General features: G+C 34.8%; 13 protein-coding genes. 9 read left to right on the forward strand and 4 right to left on the reverse strand.

The genetic code is table 11. The features are described from left to right. The first annotated feature begins 198 nt into the window (after window positions 1-198). The 8 genes from nhaC to LAB100_RS08030 all read left to right on the forward strand — a co-directional run bounded on the left by nhaC (window position 199) and on the right by LAB100_RS08030 (window position 8,300). Complete coding sequence (nhaC, locus tag LAB100_RS07995; RefSeq protein WP_119326655.1) at window positions 199-1,623, forward strand: Na+/H+ antiporter NhaC; 1,425 nt, start codon at window positions 199-201, stop codon at window positions 1,621-1,623. Window positions 1,624-1,831: 208 nt separating this feature from the next. Then, window positions 1,832-2,743 (forward strand): efflux RND transporter periplasmic adaptor subunit, encoded by a 912-nt coding sequence (locus LAB100_RS08000; protein WP_119326656.1) that lies wholly within the window; start codon window positions 1,832-1,834, stop codon window positions 2,741-2,743. A gap of 12 nt (window positions 2,744-2,755) precedes the next feature. Beyond that, on the forward strand, window positions 2,756-3,433 hold the full coding sequence (locus LAB100_RS08005; RefSeq protein ID WP_119326657.1) for an ABC transporter ATP-binding protein: 678 nt from the start codon (window positions 2,756-2,758) through the stop codon (window positions 3,431-3,433). Continuing rightward, the gene (locus LAB100_RS08010; protein WP_119326658.1) at window positions 3,426-4,580 is read left to right on the forward strand and encodes an ABC transporter permease; all 1,155 of its coding nucleotides are present in this window, start codon (window positions 3,426-3,428) and stop codon (window positions 4,578-4,580) included. The genes LAB100_RS08005 and LAB100_RS08010 overlap by 8 nt, the downstream gene beginning before the upstream one ends. A gap of 8 nt (window positions 4,581-4,588) precedes the next feature. Next, window positions 4,589-5,041: a hypothetical protein gene (locus LAB100_RS08015; RefSeq protein WP_119326659.1), complete on the forward strand. Its 453-nt coding sequence runs from the start codon at window positions 4,589-4,591 to the stop codon at window positions 5,039-5,041. A gap of 141 nt (window positions 5,042-5,182) precedes the next feature. Continuing rightward, a complete protein-coding gene (locus tag LAB100_RS08020; RefSeq protein WP_119326660.1) occupies window positions 5,183-5,671 on the forward strand; it encodes a prolyl-tRNA synthetase associated domain-containing protein in 489 nt (162 codons plus the stop codon). 22 nt (window positions 5,672-5,693) lie between these two features. Beyond that, window positions 5,694-7,388 carry an FAD-dependent oxidoreductase gene (locus LAB100_RS08025; protein WP_119326661.1) on the forward strand — a complete coding sequence of 565 codons (1,695 nt, stop codon included), beginning with the start codon at window positions 5,694-5,696 and terminating at the stop codon, window positions 7,386-7,388. Window positions 7,389-7,529: 141 nt separating this feature from the next. Next, entirely contained in the window at window positions 7,530-8,300 is a 771-nt protein-coding gene (locus LAB100_RS08030) for a hypothetical protein (RefSeq protein WP_119326662.1), read from the forward strand. A 69-nt stretch (window positions 8,301-8,369) separates the two neighbouring features. Here LAB100_RS08030 and LAB100_RS08035 read toward each other — a convergent pair whose 3' ends face one another. The 4 genes from LAB100_RS08035 to LAB100_RS08050 all read right to left on the reverse strand — a co-directional run bounded on the left by LAB100_RS08035 (window position 8,370) and on the right by LAB100_RS08050 (window position 13,095). Then, window positions 8,370-10,064: a phosphoenolpyruvate carboxykinase (ATP) gene (locus LAB100_RS08035; protein ID WP_119326663.1), complete on the reverse strand. Its 1,695-nt coding sequence runs from the start codon at window positions 10,062-10,064 to the stop codon at window positions 8,370-8,372. A 287-nt stretch (window positions 10,065-10,351) separates the two neighbouring features. After that, window positions 10,352-11,491: a trans-sulfuration enzyme family protein gene (locus LAB100_RS08040; RefSeq protein WP_119326664.1), complete on the reverse strand. Its 1,140-nt coding sequence runs from the start codon at window positions 11,489-11,491 to the stop codon at window positions 10,352-10,354. A gap of 242 nt (window positions 11,492-11,733) precedes the next feature. Next, window positions 11,734-12,393: a histidine phosphatase family protein gene (locus LAB100_RS08045; protein WP_119326665.1), complete on the reverse strand. Its 660-nt coding sequence runs from the start codon at window positions 12,391-12,393 to the stop codon at window positions 11,734-11,736. A gap of 42 nt (window positions 12,394-12,435) precedes the next feature. After that, on the reverse strand, window positions 12,436-13,095 hold the full coding sequence (locus tag LAB100_RS08050; RefSeq protein WP_119326666.1) for a histidine phosphatase family protein: 660 nt from the start codon (window positions 13,093-13,095) through the stop codon (window positions 12,436-12,438). A 111-nt stretch (window positions 13,096-13,206) separates the two neighbouring features. Here LAB100_RS08050 and LAB100_RS08055 point away from each other — a divergent pair, with 111 nt between their 5' ends. Further along, on the forward strand, window positions 13,207-13,827 hold the full coding sequence (locus tag LAB100_RS08055; protein ID WP_119326667.1) for an NAD(P)-dependent oxidoreductase: 621 nt from the start codon (window positions 13,207-13,209) through the stop codon (window positions 13,825-13,827). The last annotated feature ends 8 nt before the right edge of the window (window positions 13,828-13,835 follow it).

A 13,835-nucleotide genomic window follows, 5' to 3' on the forward strand; every position in this document is an offset into this window, starting at 1 on the left:
ATCCTCGAGAGTGGAGAAGTAGTTTTTTAACTATTCTCAAGCTGGGTGGTACCACGGTAAATTAATCGTCCCTGTTGCAATTATTGCAGCAGGGACTTTTTTTATACCAAGGGGTAAGAGATATGATGAATACATGTGGTGGGAATCCTCGATATTAGTTTTTCTGGATTTAAATGAAAACAATTTGGAGGAATTAGGATGAATACTAGTAAAAAGAATGTCAGTTTTAGAGAAGCAATTACAATTTTAATTGTAATGCTAATTGTTTTAGGCTTTGGGGTTATTAAATTTGGATTGTCACCTCAAACACCCGTTTTAGTAGTGATAGGTCTATTGATTTTATGGGCCAAAGTAAGAAAGAACAGTTGGGATGAAATATTTGGCGGCATTGAAGAAGGTGTCAAAAATGGAATTGTTCCCATTTTCATCTTTATTTTAATTGGAGCCTTGATTGGAACTTGGATTGCTGCCGGTATTATTCCATCAATGATGGTTGCCGGATTCCACTTGATTTCGGCACAATGGTTCGTACCGTCAGTTTTCTTAGTTTGCGCCTTGATTGGAACGTCTATCGGTAGTGCTTTCACAATCGTATCTACTATTGGAATTGCACTCTTCGGTATGGGTCAAACCTTAGGAATGAATCCTGCTTTAGTAGCCGGAGCTATCATTTCGGGAGCTATCTTTGGTGATAAGACTTCACCACTTTCCGATTCAACCAATTTAGCAGCAGCGATTGCTGAAGATGATTTATTTGCTCATATTAAAAATTTGATGTGGACTACGATTCCAGCTTTTATAATTTCATTAATTCTTTACGCAATTTTAGGCAACTCAGGTTCTGCTAATGGTCTTAACAAGATTGATACAACTTTAAATGTTTTAAATACACATTTCTTTATTTCATGGTGGGCTATTTTACCAATTGTTTTGCTTTTCATTTGTTCAATTATGAAGATACCAGCAGTCGCAACGTTGATCTTGAATATTACGGTAACTGTTGGAATGATTTTTGTTGAAAATCCGCATACATCAGTTAAAAGTATTGCTGGATTCATTGAAAATGGTTTCGTTTCTAAAACAGGGAATGCTAATGTTGATGCTTTATTAACTCGTGGAGGCATTAGTTCGATGATGGGCACTGTGTCATTGATTTTCTTAACTCTTTCATTAGGTGGCTTGTTAATGAAGTTTGACGTAATTCAAACAGCCATGCAGCCACTTGCTGAAAAGTTAAAGACACCAGGTTCAGTTGTAACCGCAACAATCCTTTCCGGTATTGGAGTTAATATCTTTGTCGGTGAACAATACCTTTCAGTTATCCTTCCCGGTAAAGCCTTTAAGGAAACTTTTAATAAACGTGGTTTAGATAACTTGGCACTAAGCCGTGTTCTTGAAGATGGTGGAACAGTAATTAATTACTTGATTCCATGGGGTGTTGCTGGAGCATTTGTGGCTAATACCTTGAATGTACCAACCTTGTCATTCTTACCATTCTGTTTCTTCAGTTTGCTTTCACCAGTTCTTTCTATTATTAGTGGATTCACTGGTATTGGTTTGAAACGATTATCAAAGAATGATAAATCTGATAATAATAAGGATGAAAAGTTAGCTACTGAATAAAAATATAATAGGTAGAAAATATATTAAGAAATCATCGATGCTGTAAACGCTAACGATGTTGGTATCATTTAATTCGATACCTGTAACGGTTAATTTATAGAGCAGAAATGCTCTATTTTTTTTGTTTTCATCATTGACAGAGGACCATTTTTTGTCTAATTTTAAACTGTTATGCTATTTATGATAAGCAAATTTAGGGAGATTATTTATGAAAAAAATTAAAATTGCTGTTTGGAGTATTAATGTTATTTTAATTGCCATTATTCTTTTTCTGGTCTTAGGAAACGGCTTTAAAAATAATAATAGTAAAGTTGACTATAAAACTTATACAGTTCAACGTGACAACACTAATTATTTTAATGGTATCGTGCAAGAAAAAGATAAGCAGGCTGTGAGTGATCAACCAAAAAGTGAAGATGAAACTTTGGCTTCAACTCATGTTATCAGCGGTCAAAAGGTTACTAAAGGACAAGTCCTATTCACTTTCTATCGTGATATGAGCAGTGATATTACTAGTGCTAATGCTGAAATTCAACAAGCACAATTAGCTATTCAAGCTTACAATTCATCTGAAAAATCAACAACGGATCAAATTGAATTGAGTAAGAATCAAGAACTACTAGCTCAAGCCCAAGCTAAATTGGCTAAGCTAAATAAGGCTCAAAGTAGAACAGTTGTTGCACCTATCAGTGGAACTTATTTCAAGGATGACGCTGGTAGAAGTTACATTTATGGCGCTCCAGTTATTGAAGGTAATGTTAATGAATATAGCTTAGATAAGATCAAACTTGGTGCAAATGTAACAATTATTAAGAACGATGGTACTAAGATTTCCGGTAATTATGAACAAAAGGATGCTATTCCATATAGCACTAGAAATGTTTCATACTATCATTTCCGTGTAGCTACCGAAGATAAATTACCATATGGTATGCACGTTCAAATTAAGACTGAATCAGATGGTTACAAGATTCCTGCCAAAGCAGTTTGGAAGAAAGATACAGTTTATGTTTTGAAGAATGATAAGAAGCATAAGAAACATGTAACCATGACTAAAAAAGATCAAGATTACTATGTAATTGATGGACTTAAAGCTGGCGACAAGCTGGTCTTAAAATAAGGCGGTGAAATAATGCTTAAAGTTACTAATGTAGGAAAAACTTACGGCAAATTCACTGCTTTGGAGAATATCAACCTAGAAGTTGCTGACGGCGAATTTTTGGCTATCATGGGACCTTCTGGTTCAGGTAAATCTACGTTGATCAATATCTTAGGATTATTAGATCAAAGCTATACAGGTGAATATTTGCTGGAAGGCAAGTCTTATAAAGACGTTAATGATAATGAATTATCACAAATTCGTGGCGACCAATTGGGATTTGTTTTTCAGAATTTCAAATTATTAACAACTTACAGTGTTTACGAAAACATTGAAATTCCACTTATCTATAGTAAAAAGGAACAAAATAAAAAACATGAGTTAGTGGCTGATGTTATTCAAAAAGTTGGTTTAGATGGAAAAGAAAAGAATTTACCTTCTGAATTATCTGGGGGACAACAGCAGCGTGTCGCAATTGCTCGGGCAATTGTTAATCGTCCAAAATTAATTATTGCGGATGAACCAACAGGTGCTTTGGATTCTAAAACAAGTAAAGAAATCATGGAGATTTTTACGAAACTAAATAAAGCTGGGACTACAATTATTATGGTTACACATGATAGTGAAGTAGCCGATTATGCTATGAGAACAGTTTATATCCGTGATGGACGTTTATATAACGATGAAAAGAGTGTGAAGAATCATGACTGATAAAATTTTGATCGCTCTAAAATCAATTGCTAAGAATAAAAACCGAAACTTTTTAACAATGTTAGGAATTATCATTGGAATCGCTAGTGTTATTTGTATTTTGGCAATAGGTGATGGTTTCACACATACGGTAACTAAAGGGATGGGTAGTCACAATGTTAAAAACAAAGTGATCCTCCAATGGGAACCGACTTCTGATTACAATACTGATGGTGGTTTTACTCAAAATGATGCTTCGGCTTTGAGTAAAGTTCCAGGTGTGGATCATGTCAAGTTAACTAGTAGTGTAGTTGAAGCTGGTGCTAAGGCTCAATATAAGACTAAGAATGTTTCGATGAGTTTGAATAAACAACCTAAGCATTTGAAACTTATCAAAGGAACTTATTTCACGATGACTGGTGCCTCAAATGGAGTTTATATCTCTGAAGATTTAGCACATAAGTTGTTTAAAGAGAATGCGATTAATCGTTTAATTTCAATTGATGGAACAGTTTTTGTCGTCCAAGGAATTTATCGAGTAAATGATATGACGGAATATCGTCCTGATGCTTATGTATCTAAGACTATTTTTAAAGAACTGTTTGCTAACCAAATTTCTAAAGATCGAGCTAAGTTGTACATTAGTTCAGATGCTAATAAAAAACAGGTTGGCAAGACTGCAGTTAAAAGAATGAAAAAAATGGGCGAACAAAAGAATACTGGTCGATATGTAGTATCTAATCCCGATCAGATCAGTAAGCAATTCACTAAAATTATGAATGATATTACTTACTTCATTGCCTTTATTGCGGGTATTTCACTATTGATTGCCGGTATTGGTGTTATGAATGTTATGTACATTACTGTTTCAGAGCGTCGTAAAGAAATTGGAATTCGTCGAGCTTTTGGAGCAACGTCGAGTGATATTCGGAATCAGTTCTTAATTGAGAGTGTTGTATTGTGTGTTATCGGTGGAATTATAGGAATTATCTTCGGATACCTCTTTGTTTCTATCATCAATGCCTTCTTACCATTTAAGGCCGTCATAACGCCGTATGCAATTATCTTGTCATTGTCAGTTTCAACTGCAGTTGGATTGATTTTTGGATTTATTCCGTCCAATAAAGCTGCCAAATCTGAATTAGTTGGATTGTTGAAGGAAGAATAGGGGAAAATATGAAAAATTTATATAAAATAGATAAACTTTCTGTCTTTGGAGTGTTTTTGATTAGCATTTTCATGACAGTTATTGAAATGATCGTATCTGATCCCAATGTTGCTAGCATGCCACAAATGGGTAAATGGTTGAAATTATTGATTTATGTAGTCGGAGCCTTGATTTCTTTTGGAATAGGTTATTGGCTTTATACATTGTTGTTGAGAAACAATGATAACTATAAGAACAAATTAATCATTAATATGGCCATCGGTTTAACAATCGTAGCTTTGTTGATTACAGTTATTTATTTGATTGCCGGTAAAACAGATATTTGGGTAAACGGAATCGCTGGCTTTATTGGTTTTGGTACTCTAGCAGGACTTAATTGGAAATTCTTAGATGTACCACAATCTGATAAGATTAAAATTAGTGTTTTAACAGGTATTTGGTTCGTACTATCATTATTTTAATTTTTAGATCTTAGATATAAAAAGGGACAGTATCCTTTAAGAAATTCAGATGTATATTTTTATACTTAGAATTTTTCTTAATAGATACTGTCTTTTATTTTGGAGTAAAATTAATGTAAATTGCTGATCGGAGATAAGACTATGAGTCCTTATGAACAAGTAAAAGCAGAGTTAGACAAATTGAATATTTCTTTTGATATAGTAGAGCATCCAGCGGTTTATACTACTGAAAAGGCTGATGAATATATCAAGGGAAAAGTTGGTATTAGGACCAAATCACTTTTTTTGACTGATAGGAAAAAACATAATTTTTATTTGGTTTTCATGGATGATGATAAGCGTTTGGACATGAAACATTTTGCAGAAATAGTAGGACAGAAACATGTCAAATTCGCTTCTGAGGCTAGTCTGATGGAAAAATTGGGCTTGAAACCGGGTTTTGTTTCTATTTTTGGTTTACTCAATAATAAGGATCATGATGTACAAGTTTATTTTGAAAAGGATATTGTGGGAGATATTCCACTTACTTTTCATCCAAACGATAATACTAAGACACTTTTTGTAGGGATGAATGATTTGATCAAATTTTTGTATGATTTAGGATATGAGTATCAAATTATAGAAATGTAATTACTAAACAGGAGGGTTAATGATGAATAATAAGAAGATCGTTGTTGTAGGTGGTGTTGGCGGTGGAGCTTCTGCTGCAGCTAGAGCACGTAGATTGGATGAGTCGGCTAAAATTAAGATGTTTGAAAAAGGACCTGATGTTTCATTTTCAAATTGTTCTTTGCCATATCATTTAAGTGGTCTGATTCCAGATGCGGACAGTATTATTTTAAAAACTCCTAAGCAGTTTAAGGACCAATATAGAATTGATGCTGAAGTTAATTCTGAGGTTATTGATGTTGATTCTGAACAAAAATTGGTAACAGTTCAAGATACTCAAACTGGTGAAAAAAGACAAGTTCCCTATGATCAATTGATTTTATCACCTGGAGCCAAACCAATTCTGCCTAAATCAATTCAAGGTATAAGTAATACCAATGTATTTTCAGTTAGAAATGTAGTTGATATTAAAAAAATTCAAAAATATTTGGAAGAGAATCACGTTAAAGACGTAGCTGTTATTGGCGGTGGTTTTATTGGCCTAGAAGTTTGTGAGAATCTAGTTCAATCAGGAAGAAATGTAGCTGTCGTTGAGGCTGCAAGCCATGTTTTGAGTACGATCGACGATGACTTCGCACAGTTAGTTCATAAGAATTTATATGATCATGGAGTTCAAGTCGTTTTGAATGATCCATTAGTAAAAATTTCAGATGATCAGATTCAGTTAGCTTCAGGGAAAAAGATTCCTTCGCAAGCGGTTATCATGGCTATAGGTGTAAGTCCAGATACCAAATTGGCACAAAAAATTGGTTGTAAATTGGGAATAACTGGCAGTATAGCGGTTGATCAGCATTATGAAACTTCGATTCCCGATATTTATGCAGTTGGTGATGCAATAGAGGTAACCAATAAGTTAACCCGTAAAAAAACACGTTTAGCCTTGGCTTTTCCTGCACAAATGGAAGCTCGAGATGCAGTCGATCATATTTATGGAAGGTCAGTCAGAAATAGGGGCGTAATTGGATCACAAGTGATACATTTATTCGATTTGAATGTTGCTTCAACTGGTTTAACAGAAGATGCTTGTGATAAAAATGAAATTGAACACCGTTCTGTCACCGTTATACCTCAGAACCGCGTTAGTGTAATGCCAGAAACGTCGCCAATCTTTTTGAAGTTAATTTTTGGTTATCCTAGTGGTGAAATACTTGGCGCACAAGCAATTGGAAAGTCAGATGTGGATAAGCAAATTGATATTATTGCTACTTTAATTTCTATGCATGGTCACGTTGAAGATTTGACCCATTTGGAATTATGTTATTCTCCATGGTTTAGTACGGCCAAGAATGCAGTTAATATTGTTGGTTTAGTGGCTGATAATATTTTGAATGATGAGTATCGCCAAATCTCTATAACTAAAGTAAGAGATTTGGTTGAAAATGGAGCTTTTATTATTGATGCTAGAGAACCTTCTGAATATGCTGCAGGTCATATTACAACTTCAACCAATATACCATTAAGCCAGTTTCGTGATAGATTGGATGAAATTCCTACCGATCGACCTGTTTATGTCCATTGTCAATCAAGTCAACGCAGTTACAACATGGTGCGAGCATTGGGTAATTTGGGATATAAAAATATTACTAATATTTCTGGATCTTATGCTGAATTGCGTGAATATGAATATTTCAAAGATAAGACTACTGATCGACAACCTATTATTACTGATGATTTATAATTAATTATTTAATCTAATTTAAATTCTAAGTGAATTTCTTTTCTCATATATCCTTGATAAATAAAATCGTTAATCATATAAAATAATCGCGGTACAACAACGATTCAACACGTGCGATAATGTCAATCGAGGAGAATTGCGATGAGAAAAACACTAATGATTTTTTTAGGTTTATTAGTATTTATATTGCCGCTATCTGCGTACAGCGTTAGTGTGCTAAAAAGCTCAACAATTCATCAAGAACAGACTAATAGTGATCATAGTTCTAATAAAATAATTAGAAAAAACCAGCTTAATTGGCAAAAACAAACTGCTAAAGTTGATGTAATTGAAAGTGATGAATTGACTAAGAATGAGTTTGTAGCAACCTCAATGGATCAATTAAAGAATCATAGTAAGTCAGTTATTAAGGGTCAAGTTTATAATCTTCAAAAGATGGTAAGTCCTAAAAATATGGTTTATACCAAAGCAACTATTCATATTGATAAAGTACTTAGTGGCGATCATTCATTACAAGGACAAAGTGTCTACATAGCCTTGGCTGGTGGTCTGGTTTCATTTAACCATTGGTATGCAAATATGAATCACCAAAAAGATGATGATCGTGAAATATTAGTAAATAATGAAGAAGCTCCATTACCCAAAATTGGTTCACAAATAATAACTGGATTGGTTCCCAATCCAATTGATGAATCATCAGATTATAACGCCTCTTTGAAGCAGAGTGGCTTTACGATTAATAATTCCTATGCGGTTGATAATTTACAGTATAATTTTTGGATAAAAAATAAAAATCAAAAGAAATTCGTTTTGAATAATCCACAAATAAAGAAAAAATCAGCTAAGAATAGTGATTTGACCAGGGAATTAGATAAGTTAACAACCGAGATTAATAAAAAATACAACAAATAACACCTATAAAAGCTTTTGATATACGTATATATATCAAATCCCTTATAGGTGTTATTTATTTTGTATGATTTAATTATTCATTAATTCGTTTAATAGTTCCTTGGCAGATTCATGTAGGCTGTCTTTTGACTTATCATAACCCAAGTGAGTATAGATTTCACCGACGTAAACCTTATCTTGATAGAGTTTGTTAAAGACTTTATCAATGATGGGACGAGTTTTTTCTTCTTCTTGTACGGGTCCAAATGGATTAGCAAAGAAGGTTGTACTCATACCAACTTCATCAGTTGTACCGAGGGCTTTACGCTTACCAGCGATGAAAGTAGCTTTAGCATGATCTTCATCAGGGAATTGATGTAAACCGATTTCGGCATCATAGTTGTTTGCATAAACCCACATGTCGATTGAATGATGTTCTACCACGTGTTTGTAGGTATTAGCAGGCAAAATTACACGAGCATTCTTCAATTCAGGATTCAAGTAGATACCACGATCCATATTGTTGAAAGCAACTGAACTGCTCAAATCATCCAAACGAACGAAGGCACCAGTTTCAGTACCTTGAGCATAGACATTGCCTTCTTCATCAAAGGCAAAGCTACCCATATCATCAAAAATGGTTTCGATATTGATAATTTTATCATCGGCAATTTCTTGTAATGCTTCAATTGATTCAGATTTTCCGGCACCGGAATCACCAAAGAAAACAACTGACTTAGTTTTTCCGTTAGAGAAGCTGATCTTAACCATAGAACCATGAATTGGTAGACGATTTTCGTAAATCATATGTAAGTTGTGAACTGTTAGGCACATTTTCTTCATATAACCGAAGTAAGTAGTCTTGTCGTTGTAAGGAACCTCGCCGACCCAGATATCGTTTTCTTCGTCATGATAATAGTGACTAACATCACCTTCAGTTTCTTTTAAACCAAAGAGAATAATCTCATCTGGCTTCTTACCGGCAACGTCCTTTTCAGTAGCAACTTCAAATAAGTTAGCTAGAGCGATTCCACTGACAAAGTAGTCACGATGGAAATAGATAAAGGCTAAACTTTCACCAATTTTAGCAGGGAAACAGTACCAATCATTTTGATCGCCATCGAATTTGTCGATAGGATTATCAGGAACAGCACTGAAGACACCTTCACGTTTATTACTCTTAGTGTGCATCATCATTGGTGGGCGCAACATGATTGTGTCCAAGAAACGGATGCTTTCAAGAGCTTGATATTTTTTAGGAGCGTTCCAATTAATAGATTGTGTTAGGACGCAGGCATTAGTACCAGCATTGATTTGACGATAAGTTTTGTTAGTGAAACCTTGGAGTTTTTCTTCAATAGCACGATAAAGATGAATAACGACTTCATTGAAACGGTTGTCGATATTCATAAAGTTACCTTTGACAATGGCACTGCTATGTTTATTGATTAGAGAAACTCTAAAATATGAGCGGTAGTATGAGTAGAAGTCTTCAATACTTTTGAGGATCTGTTCATTACCGTATTTTTCATATGTAGGTTTGTCATCAATTAAAATTGCCTTCAAAATATTGATGTAGGTATCGACGTCCAAACCTTCAACTTTGTTGGTTACAGCGAGTTGGCTTTCCTTTAAATAAAGGTCGACTAAGTTGTGGAAACCTTTACTGTTGGTTAACTGGAAGATATCTTGGATATATTCCTCATTGTAGTTAATGACAGCAACTGATCGATTGGGATTGATATAAAATGCTTTTGATTCGATAGCTTGTATTGATTTCGACATACGTTAAAGTTCTCCTTTCAAATGTGAGCTTATTAAACAGTTTATAGCATTTTTCAGTAAACTGGTAGACTAAATTAAAAATAATTTAATGCTAGCAAAATTAAAAATGCCTACAAAGCTTAGATATCAGCTTTCAAGAACAATAATTTTAAATATTTTAAGTTAAAAAATTATTTTATTAAATTGTTTATAATTTTATTGAAAGGACTCTTTTTTACAGAAAAACACGAACTATTTATATGAAAAGAGAAATTTTAAAACATGTTTGTGGATTCTCCTATGACTAATTAAATTTGATCAAATGCTTGTTTCAAATCAGATAATAGGTCCTCTTCATCTTCAAGACCCACGGATAAGCGAATTAATTCATCGGTAATACCATTTTTTAAACGTATTTCTCGAGGGATGGCGGCATGAGTCATAACGGCGGGAACTTCAATAAGGCTTTCAATTCCACCAAGACTTTCAGCTAGATCAATTAATTTAAGACTTTCAACGAACTTTTTGGCATCAAGACCGGGTTGAAGTTCAAATGAGATCATAGCTCCAAAACCCTTCATTTGCTTCTTAGCAATACTATAACCAATTGAATTGGGGTTGCCCGGGTAGTAAACTTTAGCAACTTTATTGTTATTAGTTAGATGGTCATAAACGGCCTTAGCATTTTCATGATGAACTCTCATTCTGACACCGAGAGTTTTGATACCTCGCATCAAAAGCCAACTATCATCGGGTCCAAGGACACTGCCGATAGAATTTTGGAGAAAGGCTAATTCTTCAGCAATTTTTTCATCATTGGTTACGGCAAGACCAGCAACAACGTCACTGTGTCCTCCAAGATATTTGGTGGCACTGTGAACAACAATATCAACACCAAGAGTAAGGGGATTTTGATTATAAGGGGTAGCAAAAGTATTATCTACAATAGTTTTTAAATTGTGGTTTTTAGCAATGTCAGCGACTGCTTTGATATCAGTGATTTTTAACAATGGATTGGTAGGGGTTTCGAAGTAAATGGCTCTAGTATTATCTTGAATGGCATTCTCAACAGCTTTTAAGTCACGAGTATCAATGACCGTAAATTCTAATCCAAAGCGTTTGAGGACCTTATTGACCAATCTAAAGGTACCCCCGTAAACATCGTTTCCAATAATAATATGATCACCTGATGAAAAGAGCGAGAAGACGGCATGAATAGCTGCTGATCCTGAAGCAAAGGCAAAGCCACTCTTTCCGTTTTCAATATCAGCGATTAATGATTCCAATGCTTGACGAGTAGGATTGCCTGTTCGAGCATATTCCCATTTAGGTTCAGCACCTAATTTATGTTGATGAAATGTAGATGAACGGTAAATTGGGATTGAAACGGCGCCAGTGTCTTTATCTTCACTGATACCACCGTGGATTAGTTTTGTATTGAATTTCATAATGATTTCTCCTTTAATTTTAGGCGTAAAAAAAGGGTGCAAATCAAGTTTGATTTGCACCCTACGCGTGATATACCAGTAGTCTAGTTTGATTTTAAGCACTCAAACTGACGGTACGCATAGAATGCGAACCGCAACAACATGATGATGTTTGAGTATTAAATAAAATCATTGTCCAGACCTCCTAGTAATTGATGAGTTGAGAATATATTAATTATTATATTTTGTCAAATATTTATTGATTACTTTAGTAATTGATTGTAGCTAGTTACTTTATTAACTCCGTTATCTCTTTCTAGCATTGTTAAACTAGAATTTCTAGGACTAACCGTTACATCAAAATCTCCGTCGTTATAACGGTCAGTGATAGAACGAATAGTTGTTCCATGAGAAACTAAGAGAATTTTGTCGCCATCTTTAGCTACTTGATCTAATTTTTCAAAGCCCTTATTAACACGATTCCAATATTCTTCAGCGTTTTCGGCATCATGGAATGGGTCGGCTTCTTTCATAAAGTCCTTAGTAGCATCCATGCCATATTTGTCGATGATTTCGGCAAAGCTACTGGCACCATGAGGTTGTCCAACCATAAACCAAGCTTCGGGTGAGTTCATACCTTCGTAATAACCATAAAATTCTTCTCTGAATTCCATCATTTTTTGAGGTGTGATCTTGTTATGATTCATGTTGGCATCGACAATTAATTTACAGGTATCAATAGCACGTCTAGCATCAGATGAGAAAGCTGCTGTAAAATCGACGTCCTTTAAAGCGTTGGCAGCTTGCTTGGCGACTTCAACTCCTTCTGGTGCAAGGGGAGTATCAGACCAGCCTTGCATTTTATTGTAACGATTAAACCAAGTACGTCCGTGACGAACTAAGTAGATTTGGTATTTTGCCATTAAAAATTACCCTCCCAATAGATGTAATTTAATTCTACTACATTATTTGATCAACGATTGGTTGTACCTGGTGATTTTATTAGTATCAGTTTGTGGTTCACGTTCTAGTAAAGTCAAACTGGCATTAGCGGGGATATCATTCAATTCGATATCATCGGTTTTATACCTAACTGCTAGTCCTAAAATAGTAATACTGTGAGTGACTAGCAGGATCTTGTCACCATCTTTGGCAATTTGATCGATTTTTTTGAAACCACGTTCGATTCGACCCCAATATTCTTGGGCATTTTCTGCATCATGCAAAGGATCGGCTTCTTTAACAAAATCCATTGTGGCATCAAAACCATATTTTTGAACGATTTCAGCAAAGTTACGGGCATGATGAGGTTTACCAATGGCGAACCAAGATTCATCGATACTACGTCCTTCATAAAACCCGTAAAATTGTTCTCTAAATTCGGCTAGTTCTTGTGGAATTAAGTGATTTTTATTTCTTCTGGTAATGATTCTGGAAGTATCAACTGCTCGTTTCATGTCTGAAGTCACAGCCGCTGCAAAATCGACATTTTTTAGAGCTTCAGCAGCCTTTTGTGCCACAGCAACCCCATCAGTAGTTAGTGGAGTGTCAGACCAACCTTGCATTTTTTCATACTCGTTGTACCAAGTTTTACCATGTCTCACTAAATAAATTTGATATGCCATTAATTACGCCTCCTAGCACAACAAGTTTACTATAATCCGAGCTTATCTTTAGTCATTTTGCTTACGATTGTGTAAAGTGAATTTGTTAATAGAATTTGGAGGTAGTTAATTATGAAAGTGGCAGTTATCGGTGCTAATGGCAAAGAGGGTTCTTTAATTGTAAAAGAGGCTTTGGATAGAGGATTAGATGTGACTTCAATCGTTCGTGATGAAAAAAAGTCGCCTACTGACAAATACCTAGTTCGTGATGTATACAGTCTTACAGCTGAAGATGTTAATGATTTTGATGTTTTAGTTGATGCTTTAGGGTTCTTTGGTCCGATGGTCAAAGAGTACGTACCAGCAACTAAGCATTTGATTGAAATTTTAAAAGATACAAAAACAAGATTATTGGTAGTTGGTGGTGCTGGTTCATTGTATGTTAATCCAGCTCATGATAAACAACTTTATGAACAAGAAGATTTTCCTGAGGCAGTTAAGCCTTTGAGTGAAGAAATGGGCAAGTCACTTGATGTTTTAAGAGATAGCTCAATCAATTGGACTTTTATTAGTCCAGCAGCCAAGTTCGATGCTCAAGGTAAGAGAACTGGTAAATATGTTTTAGCTGGTGAAGAATTAACTTTTGATAGTGAGGGCAATTGTGAGATTAGTTATGCTGATTTTGCCATTGCCATGGTTGATGAAATTATTTCAGCTAAACACCAAAAACAACGCATTAGCGTTAGATGGTAGGGTGAATT

Source organism: Companilactobacillus musae (genome assembly GCF_003967595.1).
Taxonomy (GTDB): domain Bacteria; phylum Bacillota; class Bacilli; order Lactobacillales; family Lactobacillaceae; genus Companilactobacillus; species Companilactobacillus musae.

What these genes read in the sequence shown, in the direction of transcription:
- nhaC (WP_119326655.1), top strand. Translation starts at nt 199, where the DNA reads ATGAATACTAGTAAAAAGAATGTCAGTTTTAGAGAAGCAATTACAATT.
- LAB100_RS08000 (WP_119326656.1), top strand. Translation starts at nt 1,832, where the DNA reads ATGAAAAAAATTAAAATTGCTGTTTGGAGTATTAATGTTATTTTAATT.
- LAB100_RS08005 (WP_119326657.1), top strand. Translation starts at nt 2,756, where the DNA reads ATGCTTAAAGTTACTAATGTAGGAAAAACTTACGGCAAATTCACTGCT.
- LAB100_RS08010 (WP_119326658.1), top strand. Translation starts at nt 3,426, where the DNA reads ATGACTGATAAAATTTTGATCGCTCTAAAATCAATTGCTAAGAATAAA.
- LAB100_RS08015 (WP_119326659.1), top strand. Translation starts at nt 4,589, where the DNA reads ATGAAAAATTTATATAAAATAGATAAACTTTCTGTCTTTGGAGTGTTT.
- LAB100_RS08020 (WP_119326660.1), top strand. Translation starts at nt 5,183, where the DNA reads ATGAGTCCTTATGAACAAGTAAAAGCAGAGTTAGACAAATTGAATATT.
- LAB100_RS08025 (WP_119326661.1), top strand. Translation starts at nt 5,694, where the DNA reads ATGAATAATAAGAAGATCGTTGTTGTAGGTGGTGTTGGCGGTGGAGCT.
- LAB100_RS08030 (WP_119326662.1), top strand. Translation starts at nt 7,530, where the DNA reads ATGAGAAAAACACTAATGATTTTTTTAGGTTTATTAGTATTTATATTG.
- LAB100_RS08035 (WP_119326663.1), bottom strand. Translation starts at nt 10,064, where the DNA reads ATGTCGAAATCAATACAAGCTATCGAATCAAAAGCATTTTATATCAAT.
- LAB100_RS08040 (WP_119326664.1), bottom strand. Translation starts at nt 11,491, where the DNA reads ATGAAATTCAATACAAAACTAATCCACGGTGGTATCAGTGAAGATAAA.
- LAB100_RS08045 (WP_119326665.1), bottom strand. Translation starts at nt 12,393, where the DNA reads ATGGCAAAATACCAAATCTACTTAGTTCGTCACGGACGTACTTGGTTT.
- LAB100_RS08050 (WP_119326666.1), bottom strand. Translation starts at nt 13,095, where the DNA reads ATGGCATATCAAATTTATTTAGTGAGACATGGTAAAACTTGGTACAAC.
- LAB100_RS08055 (WP_119326667.1), top strand. Translation starts at nt 13,207, where the DNA reads ATGAAAGTGGCAGTTATCGGTGCTAATGGCAAAGAGGGTTCTTTAATT.